We start from the raw sequence: 14,432 nt of genomic DNA on the forward strand, positions 1-14,432 counted from the left end.
ATCAGAAAAACCGCGGGTTATGCTGGGTGACCAAAATGGCAATCAACTTCGAGAACCGTTATACCGACGTGTCCGGACCGGACGAGCTGCATCTGTCGGACTATCTCCGCACGATCGTGCGGGGCTGGCGCACCATTGCAACGGTGACGCTGATCGCGCTCGCGCTGGGGTGCGCGTACGCTTTCCTTGCCCCGCCGACGTACCGGGCGGACGTGCTGTTCCACGTCGAGGACAAGACGGCAAATGCCAACGCGAATGGTAAGGATTCCTTGCCGCCTCTAACCGGCATGTTCGACACGAAGCCCTCGACTGCAGCGGAGATTGAACTGCTGAAGTCGCGGCTCGTGACGGAGGAAACCGTCAAGAAGCTGCACCTCGACATTACAGCTACGCCGCGCTATATGCCGCTTATCGGCGGCCTGATCGCGGGACTGGTGAACGGGCAATGGGGCTTCAAGCTGCCCCAGTTCATCAATCTGTCCGGCTATGCGTGGGGTAACGAGAGCATTTCCGTATCGCGCTTCGATACGTCGAAGGAGATGTACGACACGACGTTCACACTGGTTGCAGGCAACGACCGTTCGTACGTGCTGCGCGACAGGAACGGCATTGCGATCCTGTCGGGCCATGTCGGCGAAACAGTGGAAACCGATACGGCCGACGGTCCTATCGCATTGCGGGTCGACGCCCTGACCGGCGCACCCGGAGCGCAATTCGAGTTGCAGCGTGCGTCGACGTTGAGCACGGTGGACCGTCTGCAGAAGGCGCTCGTCGTGCAGGAAACCACGCTGCAATCTGGTGTGATCCGCGCGAGTCTCGAAGGCAGCGACAGCGGACTGACCGCGGCGATCGTCAACAGCATGGCGCGTGAATTCGTGCGCCAGGACGTCGCCAGCCGTTCGACGGAAGCCGAGCACATGCTCGCATTCCTCGACCAGCAATTGCCGGGCTTGCGCAAGGAGCTCGATGAAGCGGAGCAACGGTACAACAAGTTCCGCAACACGCACGGAACAGTGGACCTTGGCGAAGAGAGCCGCCTGCTGCTTCAGCAGATCGTCGACAACAAGACGAAGCTGCTCGATCTGCAAACGCAGCGCGCCGAGATGTCGCAACGTTTTACCGCGAATCACCCGGCCGTGGCTTCGCTCGATGCGCAAATCGCGGCCCTGCAAGGCGCGCAGACCAACATGAACCGCAGTGTTTCGGTGATGCCGGACACTGAGCAGACCGCGTTGCGTCTGTTGCGCGACGTGCATGTCAACACGGAGCTCTACACGAACCTGCTCAACAGCGCGCAGCAGTTGCGTGTCGCCAAGGCAGGCCAGGTCGGCAACGTGCGCGTGGTCGATTTCGCCGAGGCCCCCGATGAGCCGGTCCGCCCGAAGCGCGTGATCGCAATCCTCATCGCGCTCGGCGGCGGTCTCGTGCTCGGCGTTCTTCTGACGTTCTTCAAGCGCGCGATGTATGGCGGCGTGGAGCGTCCGGATGAACTGGAAGCGGTGCTCGGCGTGCCGGTGTTCGCGGTGGTGCCGCGCAGCCAGACGCAGTTGCGGCTGCAGGAGAACGTGATGCTGCGCCGCCGCGGTCTGCATGTACTCGCGCAGCAGGCGCCGGAGGACATTGCCGTCGAAGGCGTGCGCAACCTGCGCACTTCGCTGCAGCTTTCGCTCGACCATGCTGCGAATAACGTCGTCATGATCACGGGCTCGCGGCCCGATGCAGGCAAGTCGTTCCTCTCGGTGAACCTGGCGGCGCTCGTCGCGTCGGCTAACAAACGTGTGCTGATTATCGACGGCGATATGCGGCGCGGCGACGTGCACTCGCATTTCGGCATCGCGCATCAACCCGGCCTCTCCGATGTACTGAGCGGCGGCGATCTGACCGCGATGATCCAGCGCGACGTGCTGCCAGGCCTCGACGTGCTCGCCAAAGGCACGCTACCTTCGCATCCTTCCGAATTGCTGATGAGTTCGCGTTTCGAGTCGATGCTCGAAGAACTGAAGACCCGTTACGACCTGGTTATCGTCGATACGCCGCCGGTGCTCGCCGTGACGGATTCGACGCTGATCGGCAAGCACGCGGGCACGACGCTGCTGGTGGTTCGCCACGGCCGTCATCCGTTGAATGAAATTGCCGAGACCGCCAAGCGTCTTCGTAATGGCGGCGTCGGACTCAGAGGCGTACTGCTCACCGACGTACCGCAAGAAGGAGCGTTCCTCGGCTCGGGGTACCAGGGCGGCTATTACGGGTACGACAGCATCGCGGGCTGAAATCGCGGCCGAGTTTCTCGCTACAAGTATTGAAAAGTTAACTGGAGAAGCCTTCATGAAACGCAAGGTCGCGCTGATCACGGGGATCACGGGGCAGGACGGGTCGTACCTCGCCGAGCTTCTGCTCGCCAAAAACTACGACGTGCACGGCATCAAACGCAGGTCGTCGCTATTCAACACAGACCGGATCGATCACCTGTATCGCGATCCACATGATCCGGAGCAGCATCTCTTTCTGCATCACGCAGATCTGACGGACTCCACCAGCATTCTGCGCGTGATTCAGCGCGTGGAGCCGGACGAGATCTACAACCTGGCGGCACAAAGCCACGTTGCAGTTTCCTTCGAGGAGCCGGAATACACGGCCAACGCGGACGGTCTTGGCGCCCTGCGTATTCTCGAGGCGATACGAATCTTAGGTATGCAGAATAAAACGCGCTTTTATCAGGCGTCGACATCCGAGCTTTATGGGCTCGTGCAGCAGGTGCCGCAATCGGAGACCACGCCGTTCTATCCGCGCAGCCCCTATGCAGTCGCCAAGATGTTTGCGTACTGGACTACGGTCAATTATCGCGAGGCCTATGGTCTTTACGCATGCAACGGGATTCTGTTCAATCACGAATCGCCGGTGCGTGGCGAGACTTTCGTGACCCGCAAGATCACGCGCGCCATTGCGCGTATTGCAGTGGGTATGCAGAAAACGCTGTACCTCGGCAATCTCTCGGCGCTGCGGGATTGGGGCCATGCGCGCGATTACGTCGAGATGCAATGGCGCATGCTGCAGCAGGAGCAGCCTGAGGACTTCGTGATCGCTACCGGCGTGCAATACAGCGTGCGCCAGTTCGTTCAGCACGCGGCGGCGGAGCTGGGTGTCACCGTGCGTTTCGAGGGCAGCGGCGTCGACGAGATCGGCATTGTCGAAAAAGTGGAAGGGCGCGAGACCAGGATGTCGCCCGGCGACGTGATCGTGCGCGTCGATCCGCGCTACTTCCGGCCTGCCGAAGTGGAGACGCTGCTAGGCGATCCGTCGAAAGCGCATGCGAAGCTTGGCTGGCAACCCACCACGCCGTTCGCCTCGCTCGTCAAGGAGATGGTGCGCTCGGACTTTCAGATTGCACGTCGTGACGCGCTCGTCACGCTCGCCGGCTTCACGGCGCTCGAACATCACGAGTGATTGCGATGAACAAACAGTCACGCATATTTGTCGCGGGCCACCGCGGCATGGTCGGCTCCGCCCTGGTCAGACGGTTGGTCGCGGCCGGCTATACGAACGTGGTCACGCGTTCACGGCTCGAACTGGACCTCATGGATCAGGCGGCGGTGAACCGCTTTTTCGAGGCTGAGAAAATCGACGTCGTGCTGCTTGCCGCGGCGCGCGTGGGCGGCATTCTCGCCAACGCGTCGCGGCCGGGCGAATTCATTTACCAGAACCTGGTGATCGAAACCAACGTGATTCACGCTGCGTATCGGGCACAAGTCGAGCGGCTGGTGTTCTTCGGTTCGTCGTGCATTTATCCGAAGCAGTGTCCGCAGCCGATTCGCGAAGAGTATCTGCTGACCTCGTCGCTCGAGCCGACCAACGACGCGTACGCCATCGCGAAGATCGCCGGCCTGAAGCTCTGCGAGGCATACAACTGCGAGTACAACACGCAGTATGTGTCACTGATGCCGACCAATCTGTACGGCCCGAACGACAACTACGATCTGAACAGCAGCCACGTATTGCCGGCGCTGCTGCGCAAGGCTCATGAAGCGAAGCTGAACGGCGCCGATACATTGACCGTATGGGGCTCGGGCACGCCGCGCCGCGAATTTCTGCACGTGGATGACCTTGCCGCGGCTACGTTGTTCGTGCTCGAAAACAACGTGGTGAAAGGACTCTTCAACGTGGGTGTCGGCGAAGACCTGTCGATTCGCGAGCTGGCGGAGTGCATCTGTAAGGTGGTCGGCTTCGAGGGCGAGCTTGTGTTCGACGCGTCGAAACCCGACGGCACGCCGCGCAAGTTGCTCGACGTATCGCGCCTCGCGAAGATGGGCTGGAAAGCAACGATCGGATTGGAGCAGGGAATCGCCTCGACGTATCGGGAATTCGTCGAATCTTATGCCGGGTCGACGACCGCGGCTGCCATGCAATGACGTCTTTTCGAGGAGCTGCATAAAAATGAGTGCATCAGTCACCATCTTCCACAACGTCGTATGGTCGCGTCACAAAGGTGTCGTCTTTTCTGCGCTGCATAATATTTCGGCATCCGGAGCAATTCGCTACTCGATGGTGCAGATAGCGGATACCGAGCATGACCGCCTGGGCTTTTCCGAGGTCGATTATTCGTATCATCGGTATCCAATGCAGAAGCTGTTCGACGGCTGCTACGAAGACGTACCCACAATCAAAATGATCGTGCGCCTCACGTGGGAAGTGCTGAAGGCGAAGTCCGACCTGATCGTGTTGCCGGGTTATCACCGTCCGGAATATTGGGCGATGCTCGCGGCGTGCATCGTGACGGGCAAGCGGCGCGCGGTGTTCTGCGATTCGACCGGACGCGACCGGCCGAAGAAGCTCATCACGTCGATTCCAAAGCGGGTGTTTTTCTCGCTATGCGACGGCTACTTCGGGTTCGGTGAACGCAGCCGCGAATATCTGCTCTCGCTCGGCGCGAAGCGGGACAAGATTTTCGTGCCGTGTCAGGCCGCTGCGTTGCCCGGATCGTTTTCCCCGGAGCGTGCATTCCCCGAGCGGGTCGCCGCGCGCACCGGCAATCCGCCGGTGTTTCTATACGTTGGACGTCTTTCGGAAGAGAAAGGCGTCGGTACGTTGATCGAAGCGTTCGCCGGTTTGCACAAGCGGGTTCCCGCGGCGCGCTTGCGCATCGTCGGTACGGGGCCGATGGGCGACGCCTTGCGCACGAAAGCCGCCGATCTGCAACTGGGCGATGCAGTGACGTTCGCCGGCAGCCTGCAGGACGAGCCACTTACACGCGAGTACTACCGCGCGACATGCCTCGTGCTGCCGAGCTTCAGCGAGCCGTGGGGTCTCGTGGTCAACGAGGCGCTTGCGCACGGCTGCCCGGCTCTCGTGAGCGATAGCTGCGGCTGCGTGCCGGAACTCGTCGTCGACGGCGTGAGCGGCTATTCGTTCATTGCGGGCGACGTGCCGGGATTGCAGCGCACGCTGCTCAAGGCAATAGAAGCCTTCGCCGACGCAAGCGGTACCGCGCACCGTTGCATGGATGTGATTCGCCGGTTTGATCCACCTTCTGCAGCCGCCAACATTGCCCGGGGCTGTGCGCTGATGCTGAGCGATTGACGGGCGTCGCGGCGCCGCCGCGAGGTCGGGCATGGAAGCCTTAACACGTTCAGACACGCACAATGAAGATCCTGATCTACGGCCTTAATTACGCGCCCGAACTCACGGGAACCGGCAAGTACACGGCCGAAATGGCCGCACTGCTGGCGAGTCGGGGGCACGAGGTGCGGGTGGTATGTGCCCCGCCATACTACCCGGAGTGGCGGGTTTCCCGCGGGTATGCCGCATGGCGTTATCGACGCGAGGAGCGTGACGGTGTCTCGGTCTGGCGTGCGCCGCTGTGGGTGCCGTCGCGGCCGAGCGGCCTGAAGCGGATGATCCATCTGGCGAGCTTCGCGGCGGCTTCGCTGCCGGTGCTCGCGTGGCAGACATTCTGGCGGCCCGACGCGGTACTGTTGATCGCGCCGACCCTGATGTGCGCGCCGGCAACGCTTGCACTCGCCCGGCTCACGCGGGCGAGTGCGTGGCTTCACATTCAGGATTACGAAGTGGACGCGGCGTTCGAACTAGGCCTGCTAAAGGGATCGCGCGCGGCGCGGTTTGCGCGCTGGATAGAGAGCCAGTTGTTGCGGCGCTTCGATGCGGTCTCGTCGATTACGCGGCAAATGAGTGCCCGCGCGTCCGCGAAAGGTGTGTCGCCCTCAAAAGTGGTGTGTCTTCCCAATTGGGTCGACGTGTCGGCAATTTACCCGCTACCCCGCGCGAGCGAGTACCGCAGCCAGCTCAATTTGAGCGACGCGCAGAAAGTCGTTCTGTACTCGGGCAACATGGGTGCGAAGCAGGGCATCGAAACGCTCGCGGAAGCTGCGGCGTCGCTGGCATCCCGCGCCGATCTGACGTTTGTCTTCTGTGGCGGCGGGGCGGCCAGAGAGAGCCTTGCAAAGCGCTGCGCAGCCTTGCCCAACTGCATCTTTCTTCCGCTGCAGCCGGCGGAGCGCCTCAACGAACTGCTCAATCTCGCGGACATTCACGTGTTGCCTCAACGCGGCGATGCTGCAGATCTCGTCATGCCGTCGAAGTTGACCGGCATGTTCGCCAGCGGCCGCGCGACGATTGCGATGGCGCGGCGCGGGACCGCACTCCACGAAGCGGTGCATGCGCGCGGTGTGGTGGTGCCGCCGGACAATGTGAAGGCGCTGGTCGGCGCGATCAATGCACTTGCAAACGATTCAGAGCGGCGCGCGGCGCTTGGCCGCGCAGCGCGCGACTATGCGGAAACCGCGCTATCGCCGGATACCACGATCAGTACTTTTGAGGAACGCGTTGGCATGATGTGCCGCGCGGCAGGAAGAAGACGCTGGAAGGCGAGCACGACATACTTCGACCCAAGGCATTCAGCGGTAGCAGTGCCGCACGCGAAGCCGGCCACCACGGAGGACGCCGCGCCGGAGTGATCCGGTCCGCGGCAATCATGAATGTGCGATTACCACGGCGACCGGTAGACGGAGCGCTTACCGGTTGCATAGGGATCGGAGTAGGTGGCTTTGGCGGCGCCTTCGGGCAGAAGCTTGTCGGCAGCGCGCGGACGTGCTGCGGCATCGGCGACGCGCAGCTGGCCGCCGGGCGCCTTGCGCTTGTCCGCCGCCGGGCCTGGCTGCCCACCTTGCACAGCACCGTTGGCCGTCATGCGTTGCTCGTCGAGCAAGGCTGCGCGTCGGGCGTCGTCGAGGTTACCGTTCTGGGCATTGCCGACGTCGTATCCGTCCGGTGCGCCGAGCAGTTTCTGCTCCCGCTTGCGCTGGATCGCGCGGCGATCGACAGGAGCGGGCGTGGGTGCGCCGTAGCCGGTCGGAGCCGTCGCTGTCATCGCCGGTGTGCGGGCGGGCGCGGCGCCCTGAGCGAGCGCGGGTGCTGCATAGGCAGCGGTGACGAGAAGCATGCAGTGAGCGGTATGGCGAAGCAGAGTGGTCATTGTGGTCCCCCGGGGTTGATGCGCGTTAGTGAAGATATCGTGCGCCAAAATGCATGCACGTAGCCGCCAAAACGCTTGCCTGCGCGGCCACGTCGTGAAGATCGGCGAGGCGGGGCAAGACAGCAGTGAAATCAATTAGTAACCCTGTATATCGGCTGGCGGCGCAGGGTAAGGAGAAGAACCATGGGCAATATTGCAGACGATCCGCGGCTCGCATGTGCGCCGCAAATAGATGAAGGCGGCGCACAGCACCGTGTAATCGATCTGAGTCTCGCGGGCAAGGGCAACTATCGCGCACGGCGCAGTGCGTTAATCGAGCTTGTATGGTTTGTCGTCGAGGCGTGCGTGATAAACAACAAGCTGCTGCCGTTCTCATTCGTGCGCGTTGCGTTGCTGCGCCTGTTCGGTGCGCGGATCGGCAGCGGTTGCCGCTTTGTGCATCCGCTGCGTGTAAAGGCGCCGTGGAATCTCGAAGTAGGCGACAAGTGCTGGTTTGGCGTCGACGTATGGATCTACAACCAGGCGCCCATTCGTATCGGTTCGAACGTGTGCATTTCTCAGGGTACGTTCCTCACGGCGGGCTCGCATGATATGAGCACGACGATGGACCTGCGCGTCGCGCCTATCGTCATCGAGGACGGTGTGTGGATCACCTCGAAATGCGTCGTGCAAATGGGTGTGACTATCGGCCGCTCGGCGGTCGTCACGCCGCTCTCTGTCGTGCATCGCTCTATCGAAGCTGGGGGCGTGTATGGCGGAAATCCGTGTCGTTTCTTGCGGAAGCGTTTTCTTCCGTGACCTGAAGCACAGAACCAGATCCGCAGCCTTTATACGCTGAGGAGACCGACGTCGCGGCAAGCGGAGCAATCGTGCATCCGGCCACGACATAAGGGCGCGATACTTGCCGGCCATTGGCCGGCGAGCCGGAGACGTCCTACAAAATCATGATGAAGAACACGGGAGCTGCGGATGTTCATCGATACTCGCAATGTCGAACAAAACACGGTCATTGAAACGACGGTTTGCATCATCGGGGGAGGTGTCGCGGGCATTACGCTCGCACGTGAAATGTCGAGCGCCGGCGTGGATACGTGCCTGCTCGAAAGCGGCGGCTTTGCGCCCGACGAGGAGACACGCGACCTGTACCGCGGCGAAAACGCGGGGCTGCCGTATCGATTCGCGGACGGTTCGCGCAGCCGCTATTTCGGCGGCAGTAGCAACTGCTGGGGCGGCTGGTGCCGTCCGCTCGATCCATGGGACTTCGAGAAGCGCGACTGGATTGCGCACAGTGGCTGGCCCTTCGGCCTTGATGAACTCGCACCGTACTACGCACGCACGCACGAATTGCTGAAGCTCGGCCCGCAGAACTTCGACCCGGCATACTGGGAGCGCGAGATCGGCCGCTCCGACGTTCGCCGCATACCGCTTGGCACCGGCGACATGCGCGATACGATTGCGCAGTTCAGCCCGCCTCTGCGCTTTGGCAAGGTGTATCGCGAGGAACTGGGGCGCTCCACGCGTGTGCGGATCTTTCTGCACGCGAACGTCCTCAATATCGACGCCGATGCGCAAGGCACGACGATTACCCGCGTGCAGGTGGGCACGCTCAGCGGCCGCAGAATGTCTGTGAAGGCGCGCATTTTCGTACTGGCTACGGGCGGAATCGAAAACGCACGTCTGCTGCTCGCGTCCAACAACGTGCAGGCGGCGGGACTTGGCAATGCTAACGATCTGGTGGGGCGCTACTTCATGGACCACCCGCGCATGATGTCGGGGAAGGTCCGTTTCCGGCCAGGTGTGGCGCGCAATAAGCTTTACGACATCAAGTATCACTACCAGAATCCGGCGGTATCGGCGCATGGTACGAAAATCTCGTCGCAGTTCGCGCCGAAGCAGGAGATGATGGAGCGCGAAAAGCTGCTTAATTCTCGCGTGTGGCTCTATTCGCGCTGGTACGGCGAGGGCAGCGCGGGCTCGGAGGCGCTGATTCGCTGCAAGGAAGCGCTCATGCACAAGGATCAGCCGGGGCGCAGCCTCAAGGCCGATATTGCGACCATGGCAGCGCATCCATTGCATACGGTCGGATACGGCTTGACCCGACTGCTGCAGTGGCCCGCGCTCATTACCGATGTGACGCTGCAGGCGATTGTCGAAGCGGTGCCCGACCCGGAGAGCCGCGTCACGTTAAGTGCCGACAAACGCGATCGTTTCGGCATGCCGCGCGTGAAAGTGGAATGGCGCCTCGGCGAGCAGGTGAAGCGTACATTCGACAGAACGTTCGCCGGCCTGGCGAAGGAACTGCAGCTCGCGCGCGTCGCTGATGTGCAACTGGATGCGCCGCTCGAAGGCAGGGCATGGCCGGAGAAGCTGGAAGGAACCTGGCATCACATGGGCACGACACGTATGCACGATTCGCCGCGCGAAGGCGTAGTCGATCGCAATTGCAAAGTGCACGGCATCAGCAATCTGTATGTGGGCGGCAGTTCGGTGTTTCCGACGGTCGGCGCGAATTTCCCCACCATCACGATCGCGGCGCTCGCGTTGCGGCTTGCCGGACATCTCGCGCGACAGCTGGACGTTCCGCATGTCGTCGGCGGTACTCGCGTGGAAGCGGCCAATAGTGGAGTTGCGCCGGCGCAGTCTCCGGTCGAGACGCTGCCTATCGCTGCGTCCACGTTGACGCCTTTGATGAAGGAGCAGTGAAGTAAGGGATGAGGGCGGCGCGGCTAACGCGCCGTCGCTACGAATTGGCACGGCGCTCATACGAGCGCCGTGTTCTTTTATGGCAGTTCAGCGGCCCGGCTGGGCAGCCTCGCGCAAGCTGGAGAGCGTGTCGTTCTTTAGGCCGGCGTGCTGGCCGCCCTTCGTTTCCAGCAAGCTCGTCAACACGCTCACCATCGTCTCTACGCGAAAGCGCGCATTGAACGTGCGCGCGGCCTGCACGCGCATGGCTTCGCGAGCGGCGTCGTCGAACTCAAGCCAGCGGACGAGACTCCGCTCCGTGCCCTCGACGGTATCGGGCGCCACGAGTCCAGCGCCGTCCTCTTCGATTTCGCGCCAAACGTTGACCTTATCGGAGATCAGCGCGGGCAGCCCACAGCCCAGCGCCTCCGCTACCGCGACGCCGAAGTTCTCCTGATGCGATGGCAGCGCGAACACATCGCTTGCATGGAAGGCGCCCCACTTCAAATCGCCTTGCAGCATGCCGGGCAGGCTCAGGCGATGAACGATTCCAGCCGCTTGCGCCTGAGCCCGCAAGCTTGTAACCCAGCCGGTTTCATCGGGCCCGGCAATCACGAGATGCAGCGCCGGGTCGCGTTGGGCCACGCGCGCGAATGCATCGATCAGCAGGTCGCAGCCTTTTTTCGGATGCACCCGGCCGAGAAACAGCACGACACGTTTGCCGCGTGCTGCAGGCACTGCCTGCAAGAACGCTTCGCGTACCGATGCTACATCCACCTCCGGAACGGTAGTCCCGAACGGCACGATACGCTCGCGTGCGCGATAGAGCCAGAACGATTGACGTGCTCGCGTGCGTTCTTCTTCCGTCGTGAAGATCACAGCGCGCGCGTCGCGCAACACGCGATACTCGGCCCACGGCCAGTAAAGCCATTTCTTCAGGTGCTTGAGCGGATACGCTTCCTTGAACCACGGGTCGAGCATGCCGTGCGCGTACACGTAATACAGCACGTCGCTGCCGTGCAGCGCTTTCCATGTTGCGAAACCATGGTATTGCCACAAGCCGTGTACGACGACAGCGTCAAAACGCCTCGCGTGACTGGCGAGCCATGGCGCGAGATACGCGCTATAGCTGTAGCGATTCGAGGTCGGGCCGAATGCATGAACAGGAAACGGAAAAGTCGCGAGATAGGCGTCGTCCGGAGAATCACAGGTCGCGACTTCGATCTCATGCCCGGCATTCTGCATGGCTACGCCGCTGCGGCGAACGCCTTCAACAGGACCACCCGCGCGCGGGTCGACGCTTGCAAGGACGTGGAGGATTTTCATTGCGCAATGTCCGCCCGGTTGGAACCCGGCAGTCGTGCCGTATGCGACATGCCGAGCGTGCTGGCAAGATCCGCACGGCCCATGCCGGGTTGGATACGTCCGGGCAAGTCCGGCGTCGCGGCGGGCCGCATATGGCGGGCCGCCCGCACGCGGTTTGCGCGTGCCGGCAGCGCACGCTGCAAACGCGTGAAGGTGGCGATCATAAGACCCAGCCCAATACCGAATACGAGGCCCGAGAAGCGTGGCCCGAGAGGGTTGCCGCCAATCGATGTGGCGGGCAACGCGGCGAACAGCATGATCGCGCGTCCGAGCACCGGCAGCATGGGCGCATCGGGCACGACCTTGCGCCAGTAGCGATATGAGAAGAAGCACAGCGCGAGCGCGCCGAGCGTCGCAAGCGGCATGGCAATGCCGAACACGAGCCCGCCCGCGAAGAACTGGTAGACCCAGAAGTTGTGACCCGCGGCCCATTCGTTGATCGCGTAGAAATCCTGCTTGCTGAATTGGCCCGCAAGATCGGGCAAATAGTCCGGCGAGTAACGATAGTAGTGTCCGTAGCCTGCGCCGAACAGCAGCGTTTGCGGCGTTGCCGTCACCTGGTCGTACTGATCGCGCATTTCGGCAAGACGCGTGATGGTGGTCGGATCCTTGCCCGAAACGGTTGCTTCCGAGAAGAAAATGCGTTGCGACCAGTGCTCAGCGACATTCGGAACGGCCAGTATCGCGATGCCCGCCACGCCCGCCAGCACCGTGGCCACCACGACGCCGCGAGCGATAGCGCGCCAGATCTGCCGTATCGACGGCGCGCTCAGCGCCATTGCGATCAGGAACAGCAGCACGGTGCCGACCAGCAGACTGCGAGTCACGCTCAGCAATTCCACAATGACCGTGGCGGCGAACACGGCTACCGTGTATGGCGTGTAGCGCTTGGCGACGACGAATTCGTGCAGCAGCACGCCTTGCAATCCGAGCAGTGTGACCGAGATGATCCGGAAGCGTACGTCTTCGAGACCACCGCCCGTTGCAATGCCGTACACGAAAGTAAATACGAGGCTAATGACATTGCCCGCGAACAGAGCCCTTTCGAAGTGAGCGATTCGCTGCTCGCTCCACGGCCGGCACGCAACCAGATAGCCCAGCAGAAAGAGCACGAACGGCAGCAGCACGCGCAGATAGTTGCCGCTGTCGTTGTCCTGAATCAGTTGCGGGACGACGCTGCCGAACACGCACAACAACATGCTTGCGGTGATGATTGAGCGAAGCCGGGAGCGCTCGTGAAAGCGCGGTGCGATGAGCAGAAGGGCGAGTCCAGCTGCCACTGCCGGAACGACGAAAATGAACTGGGCGAAGTGCCCTGTGGTCGCGTTGGTGGCCTTATAGTCCACCGCAAGCGGTAGCAGGAACATCCATATCCATGGCGTTGCATACTGATGGCGCATTCTTGTTTCCTCCCCGTCGCCGTCATTTGCCGTCGTCTATAGCGGACGGTCTCGCGTCGGATCATTGTGAGCGCAACTTTGTGCTCGTGCACAGCGCGTGATGCGGTTCGTCTCCGGCTGCCTGGATTCTGGCGACAGTGGAAAGGGCTATGCCTGCAAGACGCACGCAAGCTCTTCAATGTTGTCGGTGAATGCCTTGATCTTGGCGCTCGTGTATGCACCCTGCCGCCGAAGATGAAACAGGTTAAAGGTGTCCGAAAAAAACGGAAATGGGGAGAACAACATGAAGCTATTTGGCGGGCCGGGACCCGCAAAAGCCGGCCGGGCGATCGAGCTGGATTTCGTTCGCGGCATCGCGATCATTGCGGTAATGGGCTTTCACTTTCATGCTGTTCATACGGGCAACGTTGTCATTCAGATAATCGAGTACCCGCTCAAGAACTTTGGCCGAGAGGGCGTCAATCTATTCTTCACGCTAAGCGGCTTTCTGGTAGGCGGACTGCTGCTGCGGCAATACGCGGAGACAGGCCACGTCGACGCGCGCCGCTTCATTGTGCGACGCATGTTCCGTATCTGGCCCGCGTATTACGTACTCATCGTGTTTCATGTTCTGGCTGGGCGGCATCCGTGGAATACGTTTGTATTTCAGAACCTCACGCACTTGCAGAATTATCTCGGCACCTCGATCACGCAGACATGGAGTCTTGCGGTAGAAGAACATTTTTATCTGGTACTGCCGGCGCTTTTATTGCTTTTCTCACGCTGGCGGCTCGGCGCATGGACGATTGTCGGCGTGCTTTCCGGCATCTGTGCGGTAACGCTCATAGCGCGTTGTTTTGCGGTTGCGGGCGGCAATCTGGAAGGCGCGTTCGCTTACACGCAGTACCGTATCGACAGCTTGCTGATCGGCGTGATTCTCTCGGCAATTTATTGGATGAAGCCCGGCATCTATCATCAGATCGCGAAGCGCAAGTGGCTGTTGATCGGCAGTATCGTGTTGCTGTGCGCGTGGCTGGCGTTCGCCACGAAGAACATCGCCCTCGACGAAAGTATCGGCTATACGATTCAGGCGCTCGGTTTTGCCGCGCTTATCGTGCTGGTGCTGGAGTACTCGGGGTCGCTGCGCACGACGTGGATTTATCGTGGCGTCGCGTGGGTGGGCCTCTATTCGTACGGTATTTACTTGTGGCACTCGCTCGCACTTGCTCCGGGCGACATGCTGATTCGCAAGGCGACAGCGCTTGGTTTGGCGCCGGGTGTCATCTGGGTAGTTGCGCTCGCTGCGCAGTTCGCCATTGCCATCACAATCGGCTATGTGACCACGCGCGCAATCGAATACCCGTTCCTGCTGATGCGCAATGCGCTGTTCCCTGAGAAGCGCAGCAGTTCCGTGCGGGAAGAAGTGCCGGTCGCAGGCGGGCAGTTGTCCTGAACAATGCGCATGACGTGTGACGTGCCCGGCCTTTAAGCCGGCGCACGTCGCACCGCTTCATGCTGGA

11 protein-coding genes are annotated in these 14,432 nt (G+C 61.5%); 8 read left to right on the top strand and 3 right to left on the bottom strand.

The features are described 5' to 3' along the window. Positions 1 to 35: 35 nt before the first annotated feature. The 5 genes from A3AC_RS0120480 to A3AC_RS0120500 all read left to right on the top strand — a co-directional run bounded on the left by A3AC_RS0120480 (position 36) and on the right by A3AC_RS0120500 (position 6,968). Positions 36 to 2,270, top strand: coding sequence for a polysaccharide biosynthesis tyrosine autokinase (locus A3AC_RS0120480; protein ID WP_025601095.1), 2,235 nt, complete (start codon positions 36 to 38; stop codon positions 2,268 to 2,270). Between the two features lie 55 nt (positions 2,271 to 2,325). Then, positions 2,326 to 3,444 (top strand): GDP-mannose 4,6-dehydratase, encoded by a 1,119-nt coding sequence (gmd, locus tag A3AC_RS0120485; RefSeq protein ID WP_013338182.1) that lies wholly within the window; start codon positions 2,326 to 2,328, stop codon positions 3,442 to 3,444. Positions 3,445 to 3,449: 5 nt separating this feature from the next. Further along, positions 3,450 to 4,406, top strand: coding sequence for a GDP-L-fucose synthase family protein (locus A3AC_RS0120490; RefSeq protein WP_025601096.1), 957 nt, complete (start codon positions 3,450 to 3,452; stop codon positions 4,404 to 4,406). 25 nt (positions 4,407 to 4,431) lie between these two features. Next, a complete protein-coding gene (locus tag A3AC_RS0120495) occupies positions 4,432 to 5,574 on the top strand; it encodes a glycosyltransferase family 4 protein (protein WP_025601097.1) in 1,143 nt (380 codons plus the stop codon). A 62-nt stretch (positions 5,575 to 5,636) separates the two neighbouring features. Further along, positions 5,637 to 6,968 (top strand): glycosyltransferase WbuB, encoded by a 1,332-nt coding sequence (locus tag A3AC_RS0120500; RefSeq protein WP_025601098.1) that lies wholly within the window; start codon positions 5,637 to 5,639, stop codon positions 6,966 to 6,968. A 29-nt stretch (positions 6,969 to 6,997) separates the two neighbouring features. On the opposite strand, the gene A3AC_RS0120505 is transcribed toward A3AC_RS0120500, so the two are convergent. Further along, a complete protein-coding gene (locus A3AC_RS0120505) occupies positions 6,998 to 7,486 on the bottom strand; it encodes a hypothetical protein (protein WP_025601099.1) in 489 nt (162 codons plus the stop codon). A 183-nt stretch (positions 7,487 to 7,669) separates the two neighbouring features. On the opposite strand from A3AC_RS0120505, the gene A3AC_RS0120510 reads away from it, so the two are divergent. Further along, complete coding sequence (locus A3AC_RS0120510) at positions 7,670 to 8,284, top strand: DapH/DapD/GlmU-related protein (RefSeq protein ID WP_025601100.1); 615 nt, start codon at positions 7,670 to 7,672, stop codon at positions 8,282 to 8,284. A 171-nt stretch (positions 8,285 to 8,455) separates the two neighbouring features. Then, complete coding sequence (locus A3AC_RS0120515) at positions 8,456 to 10,189, top strand: FAD-dependent oxidoreductase (protein WP_025601101.1); 1,734 nt, start codon at positions 8,456 to 8,458, stop codon at positions 10,187 to 10,189. Positions 10,190 to 10,276: 87 nt separating this feature from the next. On the opposite strand, the gene A3AC_RS0120520 is transcribed toward A3AC_RS0120515, so the two are convergent. After that, the gene (locus A3AC_RS0120520) at positions 10,277 to 11,494 is read right to left on the bottom strand and encodes a glycosyltransferase (RefSeq protein WP_025601102.1); all 1,218 of its coding nucleotides are present in this window, start codon (positions 11,492 to 11,494) and stop codon (positions 10,277 to 10,279) included. After that, on the bottom strand, positions 11,491 to 12,933 hold the full coding sequence (locus A3AC_RS0120525) for a hypothetical protein (RefSeq protein ID WP_025601103.1): 1,443 nt from the start codon (positions 12,931 to 12,933) through the stop codon (positions 11,491 to 11,493). Before A3AC_RS0120525 ends, A3AC_RS0120520 begins: the two co-directional genes overlap by 4 nt. Before the next feature lie 283 nt (positions 12,934 to 13,216). On the opposite strand from A3AC_RS0120525, the gene A3AC_RS0120535 reads away from it, so the two are divergent. Beyond that, positions 13,217 to 14,365 carry an acyltransferase family protein gene (locus A3AC_RS0120535; protein ID WP_025601104.1) on the top strand — a complete coding sequence of 383 codons (1,149 nt, stop codon included), beginning with the start codon at positions 13,217 to 13,219 and terminating at the stop codon, positions 14,363 to 14,365. Positions 14,366 to 14,432 lie beyond the last annotated feature (67 nt).

This window comes from Burkholderia sp. WSM2230, assembly GCF_000472445.1.
Classification (GTDB): domain Bacteria; phylum Pseudomonadota; class Gammaproteobacteria; order Burkholderiales; family Burkholderiaceae; genus Paraburkholderia.

Excerpts from the sequence above, each read along its gene's own strand:
- A3AC_RS0120490 (WP_025601096.1), top strand. The coding sequence starts at position 3,450 with ATGAACAAACAGTCACGCATATTTGTCGCGGGCCACCGCGGCATGGTC.
- A3AC_RS0120535 (WP_025601104.1), top strand. The coding sequence starts at position 13,217 with ATGAAGCTATTTGGCGGGCCGGGACCCGCAAAAGCCGGCCGGGCGATC.
- A3AC_RS0120525 (WP_025601103.1), bottom strand. The coding sequence starts at position 12,933 with ATGCGCCATCAGTATGCAACGCCATGGATATGGATGTTCCTGCTACCG.
- A3AC_RS0120520 (WP_025601102.1), bottom strand. The coding sequence starts at position 11,494 with ATGAAAATCCTCCACGTCCTTGCAAGCGTCGACCCGCGCGCGGGTGGT.
- A3AC_RS0120495 (WP_025601097.1), top strand. The coding sequence starts at position 4,432 with ATGAGTGCATCAGTCACCATCTTCCACAACGTCGTATGGTCGCGTCAC.
- A3AC_RS0120505 (WP_025601099.1), bottom strand. The coding sequence starts at position 7,486 with ATGACCACTCTGCTTCGCCATACCGCTCACTGCATGCTTCTCGTCACC.
- A3AC_RS0120510 (WP_025601100.1), top strand. The coding sequence starts at position 7,670 with ATGGGCAATATTGCAGACGATCCGCGGCTCGCATGTGCGCCGCAAATA.
- gmd (WP_013338182.1), top strand. The coding sequence starts at position 2,326 with ATGAAACGCAAGGTCGCGCTGATCACGGGGATCACGGGGCAGGACGGG.
- A3AC_RS0120500 (WP_025601098.1), top strand. The coding sequence starts at position 5,637 with ATGAAGATCCTGATCTACGGCCTTAATTACGCGCCCGAACTCACGGGA.
- A3AC_RS0120480 (WP_025601095.1), top strand. The coding sequence starts at position 36 with ATGGCAATCAACTTCGAGAACCGTTATACCGACGTGTCCGGACCGGAC.
- A3AC_RS0120515 (WP_025601101.1), top strand. The coding sequence starts at position 8,456 with ATGTTCATCGATACTCGCAATGTCGAACAAAACACGGTCATTGAAACG.